Origin of the sequence: Haemophilus seminalis, assembly GCF_006384255.1 — a bacterium.
In the GTDB taxonomy this organism is placed as follows: domain Bacteria; phylum Pseudomonadota; class Gammaproteobacteria; order Enterobacterales; family Pasteurellaceae; genus Haemophilus; species Haemophilus seminalis.
In genome coordinates this window covers 68,331-92,117 of the sequence record NZ_VCED01000001.1, presented here as the reverse complement: position 1 = coordinate 92,117, position 23,787 = coordinate 68,331, and the positions used below count along the sequence as shown (strand labels likewise).

The 23,787-nt window shown below is 38.3% G+C and carries 23 protein-coding genes and 1 other RNA gene; 12 read left to right on the top strand and 12 right to left on the bottom strand.

Features of this window, described 5'->3' with window-relative positions:
• Nucleotides 1–69 precede the first annotated feature (69 nt).
• The 4 genes from FE813_RS00430 (at nucleotide 70) to ychF (ending at nucleotide 3,977) form a co-directional block, all read left to right on the top strand.
• Nucleotides 70–771 (top strand): 7-cyano-7-deazaguanine/7-aminomethyl-7-deazaguanine transporter, encoded by a 702-nt coding sequence (locus FE813_RS00430; protein WP_139989047.1) that lies wholly within the window; start codon nucleotides 70–72, stop codon nucleotides 769–771.
• A 47-nt stretch (nucleotides 772–818) separates the two neighbouring features.
• Complete coding sequence (locus FE813_RS00425; RefSeq protein WP_139989046.1) at nucleotides 819–2,126, top strand: MFS transporter; 1,308 nt, start codon at nucleotides 819–821, stop codon at nucleotides 2,124–2,126.
• Between the two features lie 126 nt (nucleotides 2,127–2,252).
• Nucleotides 2,253–2,837 (top strand): aminoacyl-tRNA hydrolase, encoded by a 585-nt coding sequence (gene pth, locus FE813_RS00420; RefSeq protein WP_139989045.1) that lies wholly within the window; start codon nucleotides 2,253–2,255, stop codon nucleotides 2,835–2,837.
• Between the two features lie 48 nt (nucleotides 2,838–2,885).
• The gene (gene ychF, locus FE813_RS00415; protein ID WP_139989044.1) at nucleotides 2,886–3,977 is read left to right on the top strand and encodes a redox-regulated ATPase YchF; all 1,092 of its coding nucleotides are present in this window, start codon (nucleotides 2,886–2,888) and stop codon (nucleotides 3,975–3,977) included.
• A gap of 89 nt (nucleotides 3,978–4,066) precedes the next feature.
• Here ychF and mtr read toward each other — a convergent pair whose 3' ends face one another.
• Nucleotides 4,067–5,323: a tryptophan permease gene (gene mtr, locus FE813_RS00410; protein ID WP_139989043.1), complete on the bottom strand. Its 1,257-nt coding sequence runs from the start codon at nucleotides 5,321–5,323 to the stop codon at nucleotides 4,067–4,069.
• Between the two features lie 140 nt (nucleotides 5,324–5,463).
• Between mtr and FE813_RS00405 the strand changes: the two genes are divergently transcribed.
• Nucleotides 5,464–6,234, top strand: a complete 771-nt coding sequence (locus FE813_RS00405) for a M48 family metallopeptidase (RefSeq protein ID WP_139989042.1) — start codon at nucleotides 5,464–5,466, stop codon at nucleotides 6,232–6,234.
• Nucleotides 6,235–6,321: 87 nt separating this feature from the next.
• Here FE813_RS00405 and pfkA read toward each other — a convergent pair whose 3' ends face one another.
• From pfkA to yaaA, 3 genes are all read right to left on the bottom strand, one after another.
• Nucleotides 6,322–7,287 (bottom strand): 6-phosphofructokinase, encoded by a 966-nt coding sequence (gene pfkA, locus FE813_RS00400; RefSeq protein ID WP_048953918.1) that lies wholly within the window; start codon nucleotides 7,285–7,287, stop codon nucleotides 6,322–6,324.
• Nucleotides 7,288–7,393: 106 nt separating this feature from the next.
• Nucleotides 7,394–7,975 carry an HI_0983 family protein gene (locus tag FE813_RS00395; protein ID WP_139989041.1) on the bottom strand — a complete coding sequence of 194 codons (582 nt, stop codon included), beginning with the start codon at nucleotides 7,973–7,975 and terminating at the stop codon, nucleotides 7,394–7,396.
• Complete coding sequence (yaaA, locus tag FE813_RS00390) at nucleotides 7,968–8,744, bottom strand: peroxide stress protein YaaA (RefSeq protein WP_139989040.1); 777 nt, start codon at nucleotides 8,742–8,744, stop codon at nucleotides 7,968–7,970. Before yaaA ends, FE813_RS00395 begins: the two co-directional genes overlap by 8 nt.
• Nucleotides 8,745–8,928: 184 nt before the next feature.
• On the opposite strand from yaaA, the gene ssrS reads away from it, so the two are divergent.
• From ssrS to clpB, 3 genes are all read left to right on the top strand, one after another.
• Nucleotides 8,929–9,126, top strand: a non-coding RNA gene (ssrS, locus tag FE813_RS00385) — 6S RNA.
• A gap of 17 nt (nucleotides 9,127–9,143) precedes the next feature.
• Nucleotides 9,144–9,707: a 5-formyltetrahydrofolate cyclo-ligase gene (locus FE813_RS00380; protein ID WP_139989039.1), complete on the top strand. Its 564-nt coding sequence runs from the start codon at nucleotides 9,144–9,146 to the stop codon at nucleotides 9,705–9,707.
• A gap of 128 nt (nucleotides 9,708–9,835) precedes the next feature.
• On the top strand, nucleotides 9,836–12,403 hold the full coding sequence (clpB, locus tag FE813_RS00375) for an ATP-dependent chaperone ClpB (RefSeq protein WP_139989038.1): 2,568 nt from the start codon (nucleotides 9,836–9,838) through the stop codon (nucleotides 12,401–12,403).
• A 235-nt stretch (nucleotides 12,404–12,638) separates the two neighbouring features.
• Here the strand turns inward: clpB and fabG are convergent, their stop codons facing one another.
• The 7 genes from fabG to FE813_RS00335 all read right to left on the bottom strand — a co-directional run bounded on the left by fabG (nucleotide 12,639) and on the right by FE813_RS00335 (nucleotide 19,240).
• Nucleotides 12,639–13,367, bottom strand: a complete 729-nt coding sequence (gene fabG, locus FE813_RS00370) for a 3-oxoacyl-ACP reductase FabG (RefSeq protein ID WP_139989037.1) — start codon at nucleotides 13,365–13,367, stop codon at nucleotides 12,639–12,641.
• 12 nt (nucleotides 13,368–13,379) lie between these two features.
• Nucleotides 13,380–14,318 (bottom strand): ACP S-malonyltransferase, encoded by a 939-nt coding sequence (gene fabD / locus FE813_RS00365; protein ID WP_139989036.1) that lies wholly within the window; start codon nucleotides 14,316–14,318, stop codon nucleotides 13,380–13,382.
• Between the two features lie 627 nt (nucleotides 14,319–14,945).
• Nucleotides 14,946–15,896, bottom strand: a complete 951-nt coding sequence (locus tag FE813_RS00355; RefSeq protein WP_139989035.1) for a beta-ketoacyl-ACP synthase III — start codon at nucleotides 15,894–15,896, stop codon at nucleotides 14,946–14,948.
• Between the two features lie 160 nt (nucleotides 15,897–16,056).
• The gene (gene rpmF, locus FE813_RS00350) at nucleotides 16,057–16,227 is read right to left on the bottom strand and encodes a 50S ribosomal protein L32 (protein ID WP_139989034.1); all 171 of its coding nucleotides are present in this window, start codon (nucleotides 16,225–16,227) and stop codon (nucleotides 16,057–16,059) included.
• 22 nt (nucleotides 16,228–16,249) lie between these two features.
• A complete protein-coding gene (gene yceD / locus FE813_RS00345; RefSeq protein WP_065264470.1) occupies nucleotides 16,250–16,774 on the bottom strand; it encodes a 23S rRNA accumulation protein YceD in 525 nt (174 codons plus the stop codon).
• Between the two features lie 89 nt (nucleotides 16,775–16,863).
• Nucleotides 16,864–18,240, bottom strand: a complete 1,377-nt coding sequence (locus tag FE813_RS00340; RefSeq protein ID WP_139989033.1) for a rhodanese-like domain-containing protein — start codon at nucleotides 18,238–18,240, stop codon at nucleotides 16,864–16,866.
• A 13-nt stretch (nucleotides 18,241–18,253) separates the two neighbouring features.
• Complete coding sequence (locus FE813_RS00335; protein ID WP_139989032.1) at nucleotides 18,254–19,240, bottom strand: YeeE/YedE family protein; 987 nt, start codon at nucleotides 19,238–19,240, stop codon at nucleotides 18,254–18,256.
• Nucleotides 19,241–19,382: 142 nt separating this feature from the next.
• Between FE813_RS00335 and asd the strand changes: the two genes are divergently transcribed.
• The 4 genes from asd to yedF all read left to right on the top strand — a co-directional run bounded on the left by asd (nucleotide 19,383) and on the right by yedF (nucleotide 22,612).
• Nucleotides 19,383–20,252, top strand: a complete 870-nt coding sequence (asd, locus tag FE813_RS00330; protein ID WP_180978664.1) for an archaetidylserine decarboxylase — start codon at nucleotides 19,383–19,385, stop codon at nucleotides 20,250–20,252.
• A 25-nt stretch (nucleotides 20,253–20,277) separates the two neighbouring features.
• Nucleotides 20,278–20,901 (top strand): BamJ family beta-barrel-assembly machinery protein, encoded by a 624-nt coding sequence (gene bamJ / locus FE813_RS00325; RefSeq protein WP_139989030.1) that lies wholly within the window; start codon nucleotides 20,278–20,280, stop codon nucleotides 20,899–20,901.
• 203 nt (nucleotides 20,902–21,104) lie between these two features.
• Nucleotides 21,105–22,325, top strand: coding sequence for a selenium metabolism membrane protein YedE/FdhT (gene yedE / locus FE813_RS00320; protein ID WP_139989029.1), 1,221 nt, complete (start codon nucleotides 21,105–21,107; stop codon nucleotides 22,323–22,325).
• 17 nt (nucleotides 22,326–22,342) lie between these two features.
• The gene (gene yedF / locus FE813_RS00315) at nucleotides 22,343–22,612 is read left to right on the top strand and encodes a sulfurtransferase-like selenium metabolism protein YedF (protein WP_005627337.1); all 270 of its coding nucleotides are present in this window, start codon (nucleotides 22,343–22,345) and stop codon (nucleotides 22,610–22,612) included.
• Nucleotides 22,613–22,658: 46 nt separating this feature from the next.
• Here the strand turns inward: yedF and FE813_RS00310 are convergent, their stop codons facing one another.
• A complete protein-coding gene (locus FE813_RS00310; RefSeq protein WP_139989028.1) occupies nucleotides 22,659–23,750 on the bottom strand; it encodes a 5-methyltetrahydropteroyltriglutamate--homocysteine S-methyltransferase in 1,092 nt (363 codons plus the stop codon).
• Between the last annotated feature and the right edge of the window lie 37 nt (nucleotides 23,751–23,787).

Genomic DNA, 23,787 nt, shown 5'->3' with positions numbered 1-23,787 from the left:
TATTATCTACCGCCTCATCTGAACATCTCGGGTTCCCTCACCCCGATTCTTAGTTTAAAAAGGTACAAAATGAAATTAAATACACCAATCTTTAATGCACAACAAAAATATCGAGCCGTTATTTGGCTAAGTTTTTTTCATATTCTGATCATTGCAGCCAGCAATTATTTTGTGCAGGTTCCTTTCGAAATAACGTTAAAATTAACCGCACTTGGTGCAGACAATGATTTTTCTTTTCATAGCACTTGGGGAACCCTCACTTTTCCTTTTATATTTTTAGCAACAGATCTCACAGTGCGCGTATTTGGTGCAAAAGATGCGCGGAAAATTATTTTCGTTGTTATGTTTCCGGCATTAATTGTCAGTTATGTTGTCTCTGTTTTATTTTCCGAAAGCCAATTCCAAGGCTTTAACGCATTAACCCAATTTAATATATTTGTATTTCGCATCGCAATTGCCAGCTTCGCCGCTTATGTTGTTGGACAATTATTAGATGTCATCGTATTCAACCGTTTACGCCAATTAAAAACATGGTGGATAGCACCAACTAGCTCAATGACATTTGGCTCCATGGCTGATACGTTCGTCTTCTTCAGCGTTGCATTCTATGAAAGTGCCGATCCATTTATGGCTGAACACTGGGCTCAACTTGGTTTTGTCGATTATTTATTTAAGCTATTTGTCGGTATTATGCTATTTGTGCCAGCTTATGGCATTGTGCTAAATATAATTTTACGAAAACTGCAAAAACTTACTGCTGCGCACCTCTAATATAGCAATATGCACATGATTTTTTATAACAACAAAAAGGAACAATAATGACACAACATTCTCTTTCTCTTCGAGAAAAAATTGAACAAAGCCCTATGAGCGGTTATCAATGGTTAATTGTCGTAATGGCTGCCATTATGAACTTATTAGATGGCTTTGATGTCCTCGCACTTGCCTTTACTGCAACGGCCATTCGTGGCGAATTTAGTCTATCTGGCATAGAGTTAGGTTATTTATTAAGTGCGGGTTTATTTGGCATGACGGCAGGATCACTTTTCCTTGCTCCACTAGCAGATAAAATCGGTCGCCGCCCATTACTTTTAATTGCGGTATTTTTATCAGCTGTTGGTATGTTAGGTTCAGCATTTATTACCCAATATGAAATGCTCGGTTTCTGGCGAGTCATTACAGGCCTTGGTGTAGGTGGAATTTTAGTTGGAACCAATGTGATTACCAGTGAATATTCATCAAAAAAATGGCGTAGTTTTGCCATTAGTGTGTACGCTGCGGGTTTTGGTATTGGTGCCGTATTGGGTGGAATGTTTTCTGTTATGCTACAAAGTGAGTATGGTTGGCGCTCCGTCTTTTTAGCAGGAGCGATTTTAACCGCCTTATGCTTTCTTATTTTGCTTATTTGGTTACCCGAATCAATTGATTTCTTAACGAACAAGCAGCCTAGAAATGCAGAAATGCGCTTAAATATGATAGCTCAAAAAATTGGTTTAGGTGAAGGATGGGTATTACCATCTAAAATAGAAAAAACAAAAACTAAATTACCTATTACTCAGTTATTCAGCGAAAAATACTTGCGTTCAACCTTATTAATTTGGACTTCGTTCTTTGCCATTATGTTCAGCTTCTATTTTGTCAGCTCATGGACACCCGCCCTACTAAAAGAGGCTGGAATGACCACTGAACAAAGTGTTAGTGTAGGCATGATGATCTCACTAGGTGGAACCTGTGGCGCATTAATTTATGGTTTACTTGCAAGTCGTTGGACTGCCCGTTCTGTATTAATTTTATTTACCCTATTATCTTCTGCATCGGTGATGTTATTTATTAGTTCAGCCTCTATTTTATGGTTAGCAATGGTATTCGGTATTCTTGTTGGCGCATTAATGAATGGATGTATTAGCGGATTATATACATTAAATCCACTCACCTATGATGCTGATATTCGTGGTACTGGTGTAGGTTGGTCGATCGGTGTTGGGCGTATTGGTGCAATTTTAGCCCCTACTGTTGCAGGTAAACTTTTAGATAGTGGTTGGGAAAAACAAAATTTATATATTGGTGTTGGATTTGTCCTCTTAATTTCCACTATTGCCCTCTTCTTTTTAAAACGTCGCCATTAATCAAATCTCCCGCTCACTTGAGCGGGTTTTCTTTGATATAACAGTCTTTAGCAATACAGACTATCCTTTCAAAACATTCTCTTTTTCGCTACAATACGCCACTATTTTTTACATCATCAAATAAAAATGTCAGAAATAAAACTCATTGTTGGTTTAGGTAATCCTGGCGATAAATATACCGATACACGCCACAATGCAGGCGAATGGCTTATTGAACGCTTGGCACGTCGTTTTAACGTTTCGCTAAATCCAGAAAGTAAATTCTTCGGAAAAACTGCCCGCACTTTAGTGAATGGAAAAGAAGTTCGCCTTTTAGTACCAACAACTTTTATGAATTTAAGCGGTAAAGCAGTTGGGGCATTGGCAAGTTTTTATCGTATTAAACATGAAGAAATTTTAGTGATTCATGATGAATTAGATTTACCACCCGGCACAGCTAAACTCAAACAAGGTGGCGGGCACGGTGGACATAATGGCTTAAAAGATATTGTGGCGCAACTAGGCAATAACAATAATTTCTATCGTTTACGTATTGGCATTGGTCATCCTGGCCATCGTGATTTAGTGGCGGGTTATGTCTTAAATAAACCATCACCAGCAGATCGCGATGCACTTGAAAAAGTGCTAGATGAAGCGACTGATTGTATAGAAATGATTTTCAAAGATGGAATGGTCAAAGCGACCAATCGTTTAAACAGTTTCAAAATTTAAAAGTGCGGTTAGTTTTAAAACCGTTTTACTCAAAATAAAGGAAAAATTATGGGATTCAAATGTGGTATTGTGGGATTGCCAAATGTAGGCAAATCTACTCTTTTTAACGCGCTCACTAAAGCTGGTATTGAAGCAGCAAACTATCCATTCTGTACTATCGAACCAAATACTGGTGTCGTGCCAATGCCAGATCCGCGTTTAGATGCATTGGCAGAAATCGTTAAACCTGAACGCGTATTACCCACCACGATGGAATTTGTGGACATCGCAGGCTTAGTTGCGGGAGCAAGTAAAGGCGAAGGCTTAGGTAACAAATTCCTCGCTAATATTCGTGAAACTGATGCGATCGGTCACGTCGTTCGTTGCTTTGAAAATGACGATATCGTGCACGTTGCTGGGAAAATTGACCCACAAGATGACATTGATACCATCAATACCGAATTAGCCTTAGCAGATTTAGACAGCTGCGAACGCGCGATCCAACGTTTGCAAAAACGAGCTAAAGGTGGCGACAAAGAGGCTAAATTTGAACTTTCCGTTATGGAAAAAATCCTTCCTGTGCTTGAAAATGCAGGAATGATTCGTTCTGTTGGGTTAGATAAAGAAGAATTGCAAGCAATCAAGAGTTACAACTTCTTAACTTTAAAACCAACAATGTATATCGCAAATGTGAACGAAGATGGTTTTGAAAATAACCTATATTTAGATCGTGTTCGTGAAATTGCCGCAAAAGAAGGTGCAGTTGTTGTTCCAGTATGTGCGGCGATTGAATCTGAAATTGCGGAACTCGATGATGAAGAAAAAGTCGAGTTTTTACAAGATTTAGGCATTGAAGAACCGGGATTGAACCGCGTAATTCGAGCGGGTTACGCACTTTTAAATCTTCAAACTTACTTTACCGCAGGCGTAAAAGAAGTACGAGCTTGGACAGTTTCAGTCGGCGCAACCGCACCAAAAGCAGCAGCAGTAATCCACACCGACTTTGAAAAAGGCTTTATCCGAGCAGAAGTTATTGCTTATGAAGACTTTATCCAATTCAACGGTGAAAATGGTGCAAAAGAAGCGGGTAAATGGCGTTTAGAAGGCAAAGATTACGTCGTACAAGATGGGGATGTGATGCATTTCCGTTTTAACGTTTAAGCCATCAATATCACTCTATTAAAAATTTATATGGTCGATAAACAAAATTATCGACCATTTTATTTATTTAATTCTAATACCTTTTAATACTAGCCTGTAAAGCTAGATAACCATCCCAAATTTATACCCACTTGAGCAATTATATTTAATAATCCAAACAAAATAATAAAGCCAATCATCATACTTCCCCCATAGACTTTATAATCTGCCATTGGAAATTTTTTACGGCTTACACGAACCAACAAGGCTGGCACAATAGCGGCCCAAATCGTTGCAGCAAGCCCAGCATAACCAATCGCAATTACAAATCCATAGGGAAATTGGAGGCTTAACAACAAAGGCGGAATAAATGTCACTATTGTTGTTTTTGTTCGTCCAAGCAAGCTATCATCAAACTTTAATAAATCAGCAATATAATCAAATAACCCTAATGTTACCCCTAAAAATGAACTTGCAATCGCCATATAAGCAAAAAAATTCAGAATAATCGCGATATAATCAGTTTTAATATATTTATGTAACGCTTCCAGTAAAGCAGATACATCACCGCCTTTTTCTATTACTGGTGCAAATTCTGAGCGCGGTAAATTACCTTGAATCGCTAATTGCCATAAAATATAAATAACGAGCGCTAAACTGGTTCCAATAAAAATCGCTCTCATTACTCGCTGAGCATCTCGATTATAATATTTCACTAAGCTTGGTACATTGCCATGAAATCCAAAAGAGACTAAACACACAGGAAGTGCGGTCAATATATAAGGTAAATATTGCTGTTCATCAGAGCTCACGGTATTCAATAACACCTCCGTTTTTACCGAACTAAGCAATCCCGTCGTTGAAAGAAAAAAAGCAACAACCATTCCCGCAATTAAAACCGTCGTAAATCGATCTACGGCTTTTGTAGAAAACCAAACGAATACAGCCAAAACAACACAAAAAATTAAGGAACCTGAAGTACGCCCAATTTCTACCGCACTTTCTGGTGATCTCAAAAATTGATTTAATAAACTTTGTGTAATACCACCACCAGAGGTTATATAGGCATAAGTTAAAATATAAAGTACAAAAGCAACCGATAAGCCATTTATAAGATTCCATCCCTTGCCTAGCAAATCTTTCACAATCGTATCAAAGCTTGCGCCCGTCGGATAATGCAAGTTAGCCTCTAGAATCATTAATCCTGACGTAGTCATACAAAACCAGGTATAAATCAAAGCTAAAATGGAACCAATAAACCATACACCAGCTGTTGAAGTTGGATTGGCTAACATACCTGCACCAATTGCTGTTCCGGCAATAATCATCGCCCCACCAAGCAAAGAAGGCTGTTTTTTTTGTGTCATAATCTTTTCTCAAAATAAAAATTCGCACTATTATAGTAGTGCAATGATAAAACGCAATATTTTATCTCTCTTAAAATGGTTATAATATCCCTATAATCGATCTATACTGTTTACTAGATATTTTTATAAGATTGTTCAATATGCTTAAAGACTATAAAAAGCCGTTTTTTATCCTTCTCAACTCTTTTGTTCTTGCTGCTTGCGTAAGTTCAGCTGAAGTTAACCAACAATCAGAACACAACTACACTCAAGAAATTAATAAGATGAAAGCAAGAGGTGAAATAGACTATAGCTCCACAACAGCAAAACGTATTCACTCAATCTTTGAAAAAATGGTGCCTTATGCTGATCGTGAAAATCACACTAATCAGCCTTTCAAATGGCAAATAAATGTTATTAAATCGGATCAACTCAATGCATGGGCAATGCCTGGTGGAAAAATGGCATTCTATACAGGATTAGTGGATCGTTTAAAACTTACTAATGATGAAATCGCGACTGTTATGGGACATGAAATGGCACATGCATTAAAAGAACATGGTAAATCTCAAACAAATTTTGGAATAGTCACCAATATTGCTGCACAGCTTACTCACGTAGCACTTTCAACAACCATTGGAGAAGATGCTAGTGAATTGGCTGTTGGATTAGTAAAAGATTACGCTTTAGATAAACCTTATTCACGTCGAGCAGAAACAGAAGCCGATGAAGTTGGATTAATGTTAATGGCTAAATCAGGTTTTAATCCTCAGGCTGCGCCAGGGCTATGGGATAAAATGAAAACGGCATCTGGCCATACAGGTGGTGTATTGGCAGCACTATCATCGACACATCCTACTGATGAGTCTCGGCAAGAAAATTTGAGACGTTTATTGCCGAAAGCGATTGAACTTTATAAAAGTTCTAGGTAGATAAAATAGACTAATCAAATTCTATTACTAATCCTGAAATATAAAAAAACAGGCACGATATGTGCCTGCTCAAGATTAAATAAAAGATTATTCTAAACGTTTTGCTACTTCTAACCAATCAGCTTTAAACTCACGTTGCATATTGTTAATAGCATCAATGATATCATGATGAACAAGTCGTTCATTTTGAATTCCCACGCAATAACCACCTTTGCCTTGAAGTAACAAATCAACAGCATATGCACCCATACGAGATGCAAGTATTCTATCAAATGCACAAGGTGAACCACCACGCTGAATGTGACCTAATACGGTTGCACGAGTTTCATGCCCTACACGCGCTTCAATTTCTTTCGCAAGAGAATGCACATCAGTTAATAGTTCTGTAATCGCAATAATTGCGTGACGTTTACCACGGATAATACTACGTTCTATTTGTTGAATAAGTTCTTCTCGATTAAATTCAACTTCTGACGCCACAATATATTCACATCCGCCCGCAATCCCCGCAGAAATAGTTAAGTCACTACAGTGGCGTCCCATAATTTCTACAATTGAAATACGTTGATGAGAACTTGATGTATCACGTAAGCGGTCGATAGCATCAACAGCTGTTTGCAAAGCAGTTTGATAACCAATTGTATAATCAGTACCCGCTACATCATTATCAATCGTACCAGGCAAACCAACACAAGGAAAACCATGCTCTTCCGTTAATAATTTTGCTCCCATATAAGATCCATCACCACCAATAACAACTAATGCATCAATATCATGAGAACGCAAAATTTCCGCACATTTTGCTCTTACAGTAGAATCTTTAAATTCAGGAAAACGGGCGGAACCTAAAAACGTACCACCTCGATTAATAATATCAGAAACACTATAACGGTTTAATTGTTTAATTTTATTATTAAATAAACCTTGATAACCATCATATATTCCAAACACTTCCAAGCCTTCGGCAAGTGCTGAACGAACAACCCCTCTGATTGCTGCATTCATACCTGGAGCATCGCCTCCACTTGTTAATACTGCAATTTTTTTAATCATAATATCCTACTTCTAATCTCAATTGAAAATACTGTTAAGATTACACCATTTGAGGTATCTGCTCTAGTGAAATCTTACGAGATTTTAATTCTGTGTAACGCTTATATTAATGCTTACAATCCCATAACCATTCTAGATCTTGCAAATGCTTAATCTCTTTTTCGACAATATATTTTTGGATATATTTACGTACTTTTTCATCAGAAAAACGAGCTGAAAGATAAGGTTGTTGTACTTTTTGAGCATATTGAAACTGCACAAAACCACACTGAGGCAAATCACGGCCCCTCATCATATTTACTTGCCAAGAGGGATTTTCTTTTGTTGGTAAATACACAACATACCCCTCTAGTTCAGTCGCATTAGGAGATTTGTCAGGAACAATATCAAAATGAAAATGCTTTACCCCCGTATTGCGATAAATACGCTCACGTAACGCAATACGCGATGTTATTGAACGCGGAGGATGATTACGATCAAAAAGCACCTCTATTTGTGACTGCCAATTTTCTAAGGTATCTGGCTTCGCAACATAAACATATCGAGCTATCGTATCTAAATCTTGACTACCCGCAAGTACATAATTTTTTCCATTATGCTCAATTTGGGTAGGAACATTAAGTTGTGTTAATTTAGTTGCACAGCCTGAAAGTAAAAGTGCGGTCAATATGATAAAAATTTTATTCATTGATATCTCGCTTAAATACAAATTCGGTTTCAGTTGATGATGCTGAATCAAACCAATAACCACCTAAATCAAATTCTTTTAATTGTTCAATGTCGGTTAAACGATTTTGAATAAGATAACGGCACATTAAGCCTCGAGCTTTTTTAGCATAAAAGCTAATTACTTTGTATTTGCCACTTTTATTGTCTAAGAAAACAGGCTTGATTATCTTGGCTTTAAGTTGGTTTTCTTTAACAGATTTATAATATTCATCAGAGGCTAAATTTATCAGAACATTATCACCTTGTTCATCTATAGCTTGTTGAACCGCTTGGGTAATCACATTTCCCCAAAAGGCATACAGATCTTTTCCTTTTGGATTGGCTAATTTTGTACCCATTTCTAATCGGTAAGGTTGCATTAAATCAAGTGGTTTTAAAAGCCCATAAAGCCCTGAAAGCATACGTAAATGGGATTGTGCAAAGGCAACATCATCTTCCGAAAGGGAATCTGCCTCTAAACCAGTATAAACATCTCCTTTAAATGCAAATAATGCAGCGCGGGAATTGTTTTTATTGTGAATTTTTGTCCATTCTGCAAAGCGTGCAGCATTTAAACCGGCTAACTTATCGCTGATAGACATAAGCGATGAAAGATCTTGCGGAGAAAGTTTACGACAAACCTCAATAAGTTGTTCGCTGTAATCAGTAAAGTGCGGTTGAGAAACAGGAAAATTTTTTACCGCACTTTCAAAATCAAGAGTTTTAGCGGGAGAAATAATAGCTAGCATAGTCATCCTTTTATCAGAGATAATCCTTGGTATTTTAGCATAAGTTAATAGTCTGAGGCAGACAATGATTTGGTCTTTTTTGAAACCATCATAAACACCAAGGTTCATTTTATAACCAACTCTACAATATAAAAAAATAAATGCTAGTCAAGCTAATAAAATTGGGCTAGTATAATCCCATAAGGATTACCTGGAGTGTTCGTCAGTGGGCTATGTCCCTGAGCCGATACTTTAAATCTTATAAATTGGTTTCCTATCGTTGGTGTGTAGGCTTAACCTTTGACTCGTTCATTGGGCTAAGAAACCTGAAAACGGTATCAACTGATTTCCTTGAACCGTCGGGTTCAAGGACTACTGCCCGCAGCGGCACTCTGGGTCCTATCTTCTCTTTTCATGTCTATGAATACTCAAAAACGCCAGCAAATCCGCGCTGAAATTCGAAAGATACGCGCAAATTTAACCGCACTTCAGCAGAAAAAAGCTGAACAATCAGTGACTCAACAGGCGTTAAATCTTATCGAGCAACGACAAGCCAAAAATATTGCATTATATTTTTCTTTTGATGGTGAAATTTCGACAAAAACGTTAATCCAATCCCTGTGGATGCAAAATAAAAATGTGTATTTGCCTGTTTTACATCCTTTTACTAAACATCATTTATTGTTTTTACGCTATTTACCTGATACGCCAATGAAACCAAATCAGTTTGGTATTTGGGAGCCAAAGCTTAATGTTAAAAATGTTTTGCCATTAAATGAACTGGATATTTTATTTACGCCATTGGTGGCTTTTGATAAACAAGGAAATCGCCTTGGTATGGGCGGTGGATTTTATGATCGCACGTTGCAGAATTGGCAAAATAAGTCTTTTATTCCAGTTGGTTTAGCGCATCAATGTCAGCAAGTAGAAAATCTTCCCACTGAGCATTGGGATGTTCCACTATTCAATATTTTGGTGGGTTGAAACCTATCATCAAATTTTTATTGATAGATAAAATCAAAAATATTTCAAGTTTTCTCTTGAAATCCTTTCAAACGATCTTACTTAATTTGGGCAAACGGCGAAAACCAAAACCAAATTGAGGAAACTGTATGAACATTGAAAAATTTACGACAAAATTCCAAGAAGCTTTAAGCGAAGCACAATCACTTGCTATCGGAAAAGACAACCAATTTATTGAACCCGTGCATTTATTGACCGCACTTTTAAATCAACAGGGCGGCTCCATTGCGCCAATTTTAACTGCAAGTGGCGTAAATGTGGCATTATTGCGTAATGAATTAAAGGCTGAACTAAATAAATTGCCGCAAGTTATTGGTAATGGCGGTGATGTCCAACTTTCACGCCAGCTCATTAATTTACTTAATCTATGTGATAAATTTGCACAGCAAAACAAAGATAAATTTATTTCGAGCGAATTGTTTTTACTTGCAGCTTTAGAAGAACGAGGAACGATCAGCGATATTTTGAAAAAGTGCGGTGCGAAAAAAGAACAAATTTCGCAAGCCATTCAGCAAATTAGAGGGGGACAAAACGTGAACGATCAAAATGCAGAAGAAAGCAGACAAGCATTAGAAAAATATACGATTGATTTAACCGCTCGTGCCGAAAGTGGCAAACTTGATCCTGTAATTGGGCGTGATGAAGAAATTCGTCGAGCCATTCAAGTATTACAACGTCGTACCAAAAACAACCCAGTATTAATTGGTGAGCCCGGTGTGGGGAAAACGGCGATTGTAGAAGGTTTAGCACAACGTATTGTAAATGGCGAAGTGCCAGAAGGTTTGAAAAATAAACGCGTACTTTCATTAGATATGGGGGCGTTGATTGCCGGTGCGAAATATCGTGGTGAATTTGAAGAGCGTTTAAAAGCGGTGCTCAATGAACTTTCTAAAGAAGAAGGTCGCGTTATCCTCTTTATTGATGAAATTCATACTATGGTTGGCGCAGGTAAAACCGATGGTGCGATGGATGCCGGTAACTTGTTAAAACCAAGTTTAGCGCGTGGTGAATTACATTGCGTGGGGGCGACCACTTTAGATGAATATCGTCAATATATTGAAAAAGATGCCGCACTTGAACGTCGTTTCCAAAAGGTATTTGTGGATGAACCAAGTGTAGAAGATACGATTGCTATCTTACGTGGTTTGAAAGAACGCTATGAAATTCATCATCACGTGGATATTACTGACCCTGCGATTGTCGCAGCAGCAACGCTTTCACATCGTTATATTTCTGATCGTCAATTGCCAGATAAAGCGATTGATTTGATCGATGAAGCAGCGTCTAGCATTCGTATGGAAATTGACTCTAAACCTGAACCGCTTGATCGTCTTGAACGTCGTATTATCCAATTAAAATTGGAACAACAGGCATTACAAAAAGAAGAAGACGAAGCTAGTCGCAAACGTTTAGAAATGTTAGAGAAAGAATTGGCTGAAAAAGAACGTGAATATGCTGAACTTGAAGAAGTGTGGAAATCTGAAAAAGCGACACTTTCTGGCTCTCAACATATTAAACAAGAATTAGATGCTGCAAAAACCGAACTAGAACAAGCTCGTCGCGCGGGTGATTTAGCTAAAATGTCTGAGTTGCAATATGGCCGCATCCCTGCTCTTGAAAAGCAACTCGAGCAAGCTGAAACCAGCGAAGGAAAAGAAATGACGCTTTTACGCTATCGTGTCACGGATGAAGAAATCGCAGAAGTGCTTTCTAAAGCCACAGGCATTCCAGTATCAAAAATGATGGAAGGCGAGAAAGAAAAACTCTTGCGCATGGAAGATGAACTACATAAACGAGTGATTGGTCAAGAAGAAGCGGTGGATGCCGTCGCGAACGCGATTCGTCGTAGTCGTGCTGGTCTTTCCGATCCTAATCGCCCAATTGGTTCTTTCTTGTTCCTAGGGCCAACAGGCGTAGGTAAAACAGAGCTTTGTAAAACTTTGGCTAAATTCTTGTTTGATAGTGAAGATGCGATGGTACGTATCGATATGTCAGAGTTTATGGAAAAACACAGCGTATCTCGTTTAGTGGGTGCCCCTCCAGGCTATGTCGGCTATGAAGAAGGTGGTTATTTAACTGAAGCTGTTCGTCGTCGTCCGTATTCAGTGATCTTATTAGATGAAGTTGAAAAAGCTCATGCGGATGTATTCAATATCTTGTTACAAGTATTGGATGATGGTCGTTTAACTGACGGGCAAGGTCGTACCGTGGACTTCCGTAATACGGTGGTGATAATGACCTCTAACTTAGGTTCTGATTTAATCCAAGGTAACAAAGAGGAAAGTTATAGCGAAATGAAGGCCTTAGTGATGTCGGTTGTTAGCCAACATTTCCGTCCGGAATTTATCAACCGTATTGATGAGACAGTGGTATTCCATCCGCTTGGTAAAGAGAATATTCGTGCGATTGCAAGTATCCAATTAGAGCGCTTAGCAAAACGTATGGAAACTCGTGGTTACGAATTGGTGTTTACCGATGCTTTATTAGATTTCATTGGTGAAGTAGGTTACGATCCAATTTATGGTGCACGTCCATTGAAACGTGCAATTCAACAAGAAATTGAAAATGGTTTAGCTCAGGAAATATTATCAGGTCACTTATTGCCAGGACAAGTCATTGTTGATTATATAGATAACAAAGTCCAAACAAGACAATAACCAATAATCCTTACGTAAACTTCAGTCTCTCCCATCGGGGAATAAACTATTTGGATCTATACGCATAGCGCATAGTTTTTTATAATAAAACTAAAGCCTAGATGTAATAAAAAACACCGCCAAGTGCGGTGTTTTTATCATAGGTTTTAGTTATTTCATAAAAGGGACACGCTATATGAATCCACTTACATACTTATGATGCCTAAATTAGCATACTTACCGATCTGTTAATAAATTAACTAAGATACAATCCGCCATTTACATGCAACGTTGTGCCTGTAATGTAAGCCGCATCATCAGAAGCTAAGAAAGCAACGGCTTTAGCAATATCTTTAGCTTCACCTAAGCGACCTGCTGGAACATTAGATAAAATACCCGTTTTTTGTTCATCAGTAAGGACTTCTGTCATATCCGTTGCAATAAAACCAGGTGCCACCACGTTTACGGTAATGCCACGCGCAGCCACTTCTTTTGCTAACGATTTAGAAAAACCAATCACACCCGCTTTTGCCGCACAATAGTTGGCTTGTCCTGGATTACCCATTGAACCAACCACTGAGCCAATATTGATGATACGACCAAAACGTTTTTTCATCATTGAACGTAACATGGCTTTAGAAAGATGATACACTGAAGTTAAGTTAGTTTGCATAATATCAAACCACTCGTCATCTTTCATACGCATCAATAAGTTATCGCGAGTAATACCTGCGTTATTCACGAGAATATCAATATCGCCAAAATCATTTTTAATTTGCTCAAGTAAAGTTTCAATAGATTCTTTATCCGTTACGTTTAAAACTAAACCTTTACCTTTATCTCCTAAATATGCAGAAATTGCTTCTGCACCTTTTTCAGAGGTTGCAGTACCAATTACAAATGCACCTTTTGAACTAAGTTCTTCTGCAATCGCACGGCCAATACCACGAGTGGCCCCTGTCACTAAAGCAATTTTACCTTGCATTTTTTCTTCCTTTTACGCTAAAAATTCTTCTACGGCATTGAATGAGGCAACATCATTTACAGATATTGCTTGTAAATCACCCACAATGCGTTTGGTTAAACCATTTAATACTTTACCTGGCCCTACTTCAACAAGCACTTGAACACCATCTTGCGCCATTTTTTCAACTGTTTCAGTCCAACGAACTGGGCTATATAACTGACGAACAAGTGCGCTACGAATTTCTGCACCTTCAATTTCAGCTTTCACATCAACGTTATTTAATACCGATGTTGTTGGTGTATTAATTTGAATATTCTCAAGTGTTACTGCTAATTGCTCTGCTGCAGGTTTCATCAACGCACAGTGAGAAGGAACGCTCACCGCTAACGGCAATGCACGTTTCGCCCCGGCTTCTTTACATAATGCAGCCGCACGCTCAACGGCAGCTTTCGCCCCAGCGATAACAACTTGGCCTGTTGAGTTAAAGTTCACAGCAGATACAACTTCACCTTCCTCTGCTTGTTTACAAGCATTAATAATCGCTTCATTATCCAAAGCAATAATCGCATACATTGCGCCAGTGCCTTCAGGCACAGCTTGTTGCATTAATTTTCCGCGCAATTCCACTAATTTAATCGCATCTTGGAAATCCAACACACCAGCACAAACCAAGGCAGAATACTCACCTAAACTATGGCCTGCCATCACTTCAGGTTTTAATTGAGGAAATTTTTCTTGCCATACGCGATAAATAGCTACTGAAGCGGCCAAAAGTGCGGGCTGAGTTTGCCATGTTTTATTAAGTTCTTCAGCTGAGCCTTGTTGAACAAGATGCCATAAATCATAACCAAGCGCATCAGATGCTTGTTTAAATGTTTCAGTAACGATTGGATATTCAGTTGCAAGATCAGCAAGCATACCGACAGTTTGGGAGCCTTGGCCTGGGAAGACCATTGCAAATTTTTTCATTATGTTTTGTCCTATTGTTTTTTAATTGAAAATTCTTCTTCGGTAATTAAAATCGGATTTCGCCGATGGCGACTTACTTTTTCTTTGCCTCGCCAAAGAAAAAGTAAGCAAAAAGAAAAGTGTCCCTGCTTTTCCTTATTTCCTTTGTTCCATTGAATTTGCTTAACGGAAATTTTCTGAACTCGTTACGCTCAAACAGACGCAAATTTCCTACAAATTCAATTCCACAAAGGTAGAAAAGAAGGGAACCCAATTTGTTCTTTCTCCGATTTAAAGTGAGGTCAAAACTGAAAATATTTTTTGTTCTTAAAATGAATTCAAAATTAACCGCACTTTTTAAATAATACTCCGATAAATTCGGGGCCCCATATAAATCGTCTTTGCGACTTTCAATTTTTAGGCAATTTGCGTCTGTTTGAGCGTAACGAGTTCAACAAATTGTCGTTAAGAAAATTGAAACAAAGCAAAGAACAGCGATTTAACTGGGGCGTGTTTTCTTTGCCTACTTTCTTTTACACGAGTAAAAGAAAGTAGGTCGCTGTCAGGCGAAACCTGACAACAAAATACCAAAAGTGCGGTCAAAATTAACCGCACTTTTTAAATTACTTACCTATTCTAACAAATTAATTAGAAGCGTACTAACGCTGAACCCCAAGTCCAACCACCGCCAAAGGCTTCTAATAATAGTAACTGCCCACGTTGAATACGGCCATCTCGAACAGCCTCATCTAAAGCGACTGGAACAGTTGCTGCACTGTTGTTAGCGTATTTATCTAACGTTACCACCACTTGCGACATATCCATTTCTAATTTTTTAGCTGTCGCTGTAATAATACGTAAATTTGCTTGGTGTGGCACAAGCCAGTCTAAATCTTTTTTATCTAAATTATTTGCTAAAAGTGTTTCTTCCACCACATTTGAAAGTTCACGAACCGCCAGTTTAAACGTCTCATTTCCTTGCATTTCGATATAACCTGATTTTTCTACACCACGTTCAGGTTGAGCTAAAACAAGGGCATTATGTTTATCTGCTGAAGCATGTAAATGAGTAGAAATAATCCCTTCTTGCTCACTCGCTTCAAGAATAATCGCTCCCGCACCATCACCAAATAACACAACAGTGCTGCGATCAGTTTCATCTAATTTACGAGAATTGAGATCTGAGCCTATCACTAAGGCTTTTTTCACCTTACCGGCACGAATAAATTGATCTGCCACGCTCAATGCATAGACAAAGCCAGTGCAAGCTGCTGCCAAATCAAAAGAAATCGCATCATCGATATTTAATAAACCTTGCACTTGGCAAGCCGCACTTGGATAAGCGTGGGAATGGCTTGTTGTTGCAACAATAATCAGTTCAATATCTTGAGGATTAATTTGAGCAGCTTCGATCGCATTTTTTGCTGCTTCAAATCCCATTGTTGCAACAGTTTCATCAGCCGCTGCGATACGACGTTCACGAATACCAGAACGCGTAACAATCCATTCATCTGATGTATCAACCATTTTTTCTAAATCCGCATTTGTGCGAATGTGGCTTGGCAAATAGCTACCGGTGGATAAAATTCTACTATTCATACTCAATAAGATAAGCGATTAAAAAAGGAAAAAATCGAGACACCGGATTATTTTCCGATGTTAAAAGAAATGTAGAGATAGTAATACGGGGACCAATGTCCCCGCCCATCACATCTAACGCCAAGGTTAGACGAGTCAAGTGAATGCCTATAAGTAAAAATTACTTATTGATCACTTTACGACCACGATAGTAACCATCTGCAGTTATGTGGTGGCGTAAGTGAGTTTCACCGCTTGCTTTATCCACTGATACTGCAGCAGTAGTTAACGCATCGTGTGAACGACGCATGTCACGACGTGAACGAGATTTTTTATTTTGTTGAACAGCCATTGGCCATACTCCTAAATTTAATTTACTTTTGCTTTAAATTAGCTAATACAGCGAACGGGTTCGGTTTTTTTGCCAACTCATCAGGCAATTCGCCAAAAACCTGTTCCTGCGCGGACACTTCACAGTGTTCAGATAAATGCATTGGTACAAGCGGCAAAGCTAAAATTAGCTCATCTTCCACCGTGCCAATTAAATCTATTTCGCCAAACTCATTGAACTCGATTGGCTCATAAATTTCCGGCAATACATCAGCTTGATCCCAATTAGCCACTGGACTATAAGTAAACTCACATTCCAATGTTTGTTTGTAAGGTTCGTTACAACGCTGACATTCTAATTCGACATCAACTTGTACTTTACCTTTCATCACCACTAATTTTTGTGGATCAATATAAAACGATAATGTTACCTGTGCATCGCTGAGCACGTTTACCACTGATTCTGCCAAACGCTCAAGCTGATTAGCGGCATAATAGCCAACATAATCAAGCCGTCTTTGAGCATCTTTTACCGGATCAACGGTTAGGGGTAGTTTTACCTTTTGCATAGGGCGTGAATATTACCCGTTGTTGCGAAGATAGTCAAAGGGAAATCACATTTTTTATGTAAGAAAACTCGCGATTTTCCCCCGCTTAATTAACTTTTACAGGAATTTCCTTTTTTCATCACTTTGCCAAAATCATTTTTCGAATCCGGTTTTGTCATATTATTTGGTGCACCTTTTTGTACAGGATAAACAGAATCCATTTGCCATTGATTCCAGCCACCATCATAAACCAAAGTATCTTTCCAGCCAGCTAGTTGAGTCATAAACCAAGGTACGCCTGCTCGCCAGCCTGTGCCACAATAAAAGGCTAATTTATTACCTTTTTCAATACCTTGAGTTTTCCACAAAGCAAAAATTTCATTTGGGTTACGCAACGTGCCATCCGGATCATAAAAATCAGCCATATTGGAAGAATCAGTGCCAGCAAAGCCCCAAATTGCTCCTTGCGGTTCACCTTTGCCCGGAATGTAATCATAGCCGCTCACTTTGCCAGTATATTCATCCCAAGCACGGTTGCTAATGAGTTTTAAACCATTTTGTTGTGCCAACATAATTTCTTTCGGCGTTTCAATATCAATCGCAGGATTTGCTGGAATTGTTGCACCAAAATGAGTTTCAGGTATTGGTGTATTCACTGTGGTTTCTGTTGGTAAATTGGCATCCATCCAAGTAGAAAGATTGCCATTTAATACACGCACATCTTTCACGCCTGCCCATTTTAACGCCCAAAATACACGATAGGCTGCCAATTGATTATCTGAATACAAAATAATAGTTTTGTCCGCCGTAATACCATTTTTCAACAAATTTTGCTCAATCACTTCCGGCGATGATAAATTCCAAATCGGGCCATTTTCGATCCAATCCGTATCAAAATGATAAGCGCCAACAATGTGTTGCACATAGCCTTGGGATTTTTCTAACGGTCCCCAAGACACTTCAAAAATCGCAAATTTATCATTGTCGTAAGTTTCTGGTTTTTCGCCTTTCAACACAGAATTAATCCATTCCGGAGAAACGCTATATTGGAAATTTTGAAAACGTTCTAATGGATAATCTGCATTAGCGTAACTGATAAAATCATTAAATACGCGAGTTTTATAGCCTTTTGCGGCGAAATCAGCACTAATGCAAGCTAAATTATCCAGATTAGAATCATAAAATACCAAGGTTTTATCCTTAGTAATCCCCTTGCCTGCTGCAAAAGATTCAAATTTATCTGGTGCAATGGAATCTAGCCATGAGCAAGAAAACTGCACAGCGTTAGGAATATGTCCACCACGCGTCGTATTTTTATCTTTGAAACCGTTGTAAAGACTATCTTGGCGAGAATCAATAATCACATAATTCGGATTATTCAAATTATCCAAAAGTTCTTTTGTTTCAATAGTTTTTACCTGATTATCATCACAAGCTGCAAGTGCAAATACAACACCCATACCTAGTAAAGAGCGGTTAAATTTCATTGAGTTTCTCCTTTTATCTTTTCACGAACAATCTGTTACCAATCCAACATCCTAATAAAATAAAGCCTGTGGCAAGCCAGCCTTGCCAAGAAAAATAAGCGGTTGCCACTAAGGAGTTTGTCACTGTGCACCCACCAGCTAATGCTGCGCCCAAGCCCATTAAAATGCCCCCTAAAATACGCCGTAAGGCTTCTTTTGGCTGAGGCATTCTGAGATTAAAATCACCACTAAGTTTTGCCATTAAAAATGATCCCAATGGAATCCCAAGCACAAATAAACTCCCCCAGTTTAAATAACGTTGCTGACCGATGACTAAATATTGCACCACATTAGCCGAAGGCACAGAAATACCATAGCCAAAATTACGTCCGGCCTTAGCACTAAAATACCAAGCGACAACACCCAACAAACCGATTAATAACGCACCCAAATAAGGATTCCAACTACGCTTAAAAGTGCGGTCAAAAAATGAAAGATTTTCTTGGGAGGCAATTTTTTCACGGCGAGAAAACAGAATCAGCGTGGCGATAATTAAAATCGCAACCAACCACCAAGGAGAAATGGAGAATGTTAAATAAATATTATTCCATTGTGTGGTTTGTTGGGTTAATCCGCCAATGAATTGACGAAGGCTACCAGTTTGTGTTGAAGCCATTGTGAGCGCAAAAGCAAACAGAGCAAGTAAACTTCCTAACGCCCCTTCAGCACTGCGAAACCAAGCTCCGCTCCCACAACAATTACTTAACACCATACCAATGCCAAATAATAATCCACCTAAAATACTGGCAAGCACAGGCAACTGAGATGTAGGAATTTTGATGAGTTCAAATTCAGCCAGTGTAAAAAGCCCGATAGATTGCACACTGACAGCAATTAAAAGCGCGGTTAAAAAACGGAAGTTTTTTTCAAATAAAAAACGACGAAAACCAGAAACAAAACAGAATTGTGTACGTTGAAGTAGAATGCCGAAAGCTATTCCAATAAATAAGCCGCTAAACATAGATTAAACCTTAATACTGATGGCGGAAATGAATTGCTGATATTAAAGCATAATTGTTCTGTAGCTGTCATTATTTAAATAGTTGGAAGAATAAAAAAAATTGCTATAATCACGCCTCTTTTTTTAACAAGGAAAGATAATGATGACTTCAAATTCTTATTGGCAACGTTTAAAAGTGGCATTTCAATATGTCATGCCGCAAATTTATTTAACTCAAATTGCAGGCTGGTTTGCTAAACAAAAATGGGGTGTGCTAACCCATGTTGTAATTAAAGCTTTTGCGAAAAAATACAACATTGATATGAGCATTGCGCAAAAAGAACAATTTTCTGATTACGCAAGTTTTAATGAATTTTTTATTCGTCCGTTAAAAGAAAACGCACGTCCAATTAATCAAAATCCTACCGCACTTTGTTTACCAGCAGACGGTCGCATTAGCGAGTGCGGTCATATTGACGATAATCTTTTATTACAAGCTAAAGGGCATTTTTTCAGCCTAGAAGACTTACTGGCAGAAGATAAAGAATTAGTGGAAACCTTTAAAAATGGTGAATTTGCCACTACTTATCTTTCTCCTCGTGATTACCACCGAGTACATATGCCGTGCGATGGTACGTTGCGTAAAATGATTTATGTGCCGGGTGATTTATTCTCTGTAAATCCATTTTTAGCCCAACATGTACCAAATTTATTTGCGCATAATGAACGTGTGATTTGTGTATTTGATACTGAATTTGGCACAATGGTACAAATTTTAGTCGGTGCAACCATCACTGCAAGTATTGGCACAACTTGGGCGGGCGTAATTAATCCACCGCGCCACAATGAAGTGAAAACTTGGACTTATGAAGGCGAAAGTGCGGTCAAATTATTGAAAGGTCAAGAAATGGGTTGGTTCCAACTTGGTTCGACCGTAATTAATTTATTCCAAGCCAATCAAGTCCGTTTAGCTGATCATTTAAGCGTCAACGAACCTGTTCGCATGGGCGAAATCTTGGCATATAAAAAATAATTTTTTAACGAAAGGAAAACATCAAATGAATTTTGAACAAGTAAAATTAGAAAGCGTTTCTGAAAAAGGCAGCTACGGGATTGGTTTGCAAATTGGCCAACAATTAGCCGATAGCCAAATGGAAATCACCGTTGAAGCGGTGGCAAAAGGTATTTTTGACGCATTAAATCATAATCAACCAGCATTAGATATCAATGAATTAATGCATTCTGTTCAAGCACTTCAACAACAAGCTGCAGAAGCACAACAAGCACAATTTAAAGCTATTGAAGAAGAAGGCAAAAAATTCTTAGAAGAGAATGCGAAAAAAGCGGGCGTAAACGTAACCGACAGCGGTTTGCAATACGAAATCATAACTGAAGGCAATGGCTCAAAACCAGCTGCAACAGATAAAGTGCGAGTACACTACACTGGTACATTACCAGATGGCACTGTATTCGATAGCTCTGTTGCTCGTGGCACACCAGCTGAATTCCCTGTAAATGGTGTCATTCGTGGTTGGGTTGAAGCATTACAAATGATGCCTGTTGGTTCTAAATGGAAACTCACTATTCCACACGAACTTGCTTACGGTGAACGTGGCGCTGGCACATCAATTCCGCCATTCTCAACACTCGTATTTGAAGTAGAATTATTAGATATTCTTTAATCGAAAAATACGATACCAATAAAGGCAAAGTCATAAAGGTTTTGCCTTTATTGTTAAAATAATGTTATTATTTTGTCCGACAAATTTCATTTGTCTTATATCGCAAGTTTTGTGTATAGGAAAATGGGCACTTCTTTTTTCACTGCATTCATTATTTATACCTTTCTTGCAAATCTTTCTTTTCAATAAATTTAGGTTATCTTATGAAAGAGATTTGGCTACAATTTAAACAAAATTACTTAATTAAATACTGGAATCCGATTGTCGCAGTGACTGCAGCGGGTTTGCTTTCCGCTTATTACTTTGGGGTAACAGGCACTTATTGGGCTGTGACAGGGGAATTTACTCGGTGGGGAGGACATGCATTACAAGCGTTAGGCGTTGATGTATCTGAATGGAGTTATTACAAAATCATAGGAATGCAAGGTAATATCTTCTCACGTGTTGATGGTGTCATGATCTTAGGCATGTTTGCAGGTTGTATTTCTGCGGCACTTTGGGCAAATAATGTAAAATGGCGCAACCAACCACATAAACGTCGGATTGTTCAGGCTTTAATTGGAGGTGCATTAGCAGGATTTGGTGCACGTTTAGCAATGGGATGTAATTTAGCTTCACTTTTTACAGGTATCCCACAATTTTCGGTACACGCTTGGTTCTTCACTATCGCAACTGCAATAGGTACTTATGCGGGTGTGAAAGTCACATTACTACCAATATTTCGCGTTAAATTAGAACTGAAAAAAGGCGCGGCAAAAATAAAAGAAACAGATCCTAAACAAGCACAACGCCGTTTCTGGATTGGTATGGTTGTATTTTTTGCTTATCTTATTGCTTCACTTTATGTAATGACTCAATCTATTAAGCTTGGTTTTGCTATGCTTTGTGGTTTGGCTTTCGGGTTATTAATTGAACGTGCTCAAATTTGTTTTACCTCAGCTTTCCGTGACTTATGGGTAACTGGGCGTGCTTATATGGCAAAAGCGATTATTTTTGGAATATTAGTGGGCACAATTGGTGTATTTAGCTACATTCAACTTGGCGTCTCGCCTAAAATTATGTGGGCTGGCCCCAATGCTATTATTGGCGGTTTATTATTCGGCTTTGGTATTGTACTCGCTGGTGGTTGTGAAACAGGTTGGATGTATCGCTCAATGGAAGGTCAAGTACACTTTATGTGGGTTGGCTTAGGTAACGTAGTCGGATCAACTTATCTCGCCTATGTTTGGGATGATATCGCTCCTGTTTTAGCACTTGATTACGAAAAACTTAATTTACTAAAATCTTTCGGGCCCGTAGGTGGCTTACTTGTGAATTACGGTTTATTAATTTTATGCTTAATTGCCGTTGTCTGGTGGGAACGTCGTTTCTTAGCCAAAGCAAAATCTCAAATAACCACACAAACTGGCTGTGGATGTAATTAACTAAAAGGAGCATAATCATGGCGTTTACTATTGTTCAAAAATTAGATAAAGATCCAAAAGACATTTCACCCGATTATACATTAGATACGTTAGGCGAACCCTGCCCTTACCCCGCTATTGTAATGTTAGAAACCATGCCACAATTACAAAAAGGTGAAATTTTAGAACTATTAAGCGATTGCGCACAATCTATCAACAACATTCCTATTGATACTAAAAATCATGGCTATACACTGCTAAGTGTGGAGCAAGATGGAACAAAATTGCGTTACTTAATTCAGCGTTAAAAAATGGCTCCATAAGGAGCCATTTATTATCTACCATAAAATCAAATTAATCTTCGCCCCAAACCTCTTTAGCAATTTCTTCAACGTGACGCACTTTTGCCCATTGTTGGGATTCACTCATAATATTGCCTTCCTCTGTAGAGGCAAAACCACATTGAGGGCTTAAACAAAGCTGTTCGATAGGCACATATTTTGCAGCTTCGGCAATGCGTGATTTAATCACATCTTTATCTTCTAAATCAGGAAATTTAGAACTCACCAAACCAAGCACAACACGACCTTTATGTGGATTTTGTGCAAAATATTTTAATGGCTCAAAACCACCTGAACGATCATCATCATATTCCAAGAAATATCCATCATAATTAGTCTTAGCAAATAATGCATCTGCTACTGGATCATAAGCACCACTTAATAAATATGTTGAACGGAAATTACCACGGCAAACATGCGTTGTAATCACCATATCAGCAGGCTTATCTGCCAATACCACTTGAATATTTTCAAGTGCTTGAGCTTTATCTGCCTCAAATTCAGGTTTTAAGTGGTTATTACAGAGTGAACCCCAGTAAACATCATCAAATTGTAAATAACGGCAGCCAGCATGATAAAAAGCTTTAATCGCTTCTTTATAAGCCTGTTGAACATCTTTAGCAAATTCTTCTCGTGTAGCATAAATGCCCGTATCCCACTGGATAGGATACATTAATTGATTGGGACTAGGGATGGTATATTTAACTATACCGCGATCACCAACAATAGCATTCAATTTCTTAAAATGTTCAATAAATGGATGATTTGGATTCCAAGAAACCTTTCCACAGCAACGTGTATTATAAGGTTTCGTTTCAACACCATTAAATTTATAGCCATGTTCAGGGTGATAACCTTCAATACCATTTAATTCTTCTAGAAAATCAATGTGCCAAAATGCACGACGATACTCACCGTCAGTGATAATTTGAATACCCGCATCTAACTGAGCTTGGACTAACTTTGTAATTTCTTGATCTTCAATCTCAATTAATTGTTCACGAGAAATTTCACCTGATGCAAATTTTAAACGAGCCTCTTTTAATACTTGTGAACGTAAATAAGAGCCGACTGTGTCTGCATGTAATGGGAGGATTTTTGACATTTTACTTCCTTATTTTATGATTTAATGAAAAGAATTC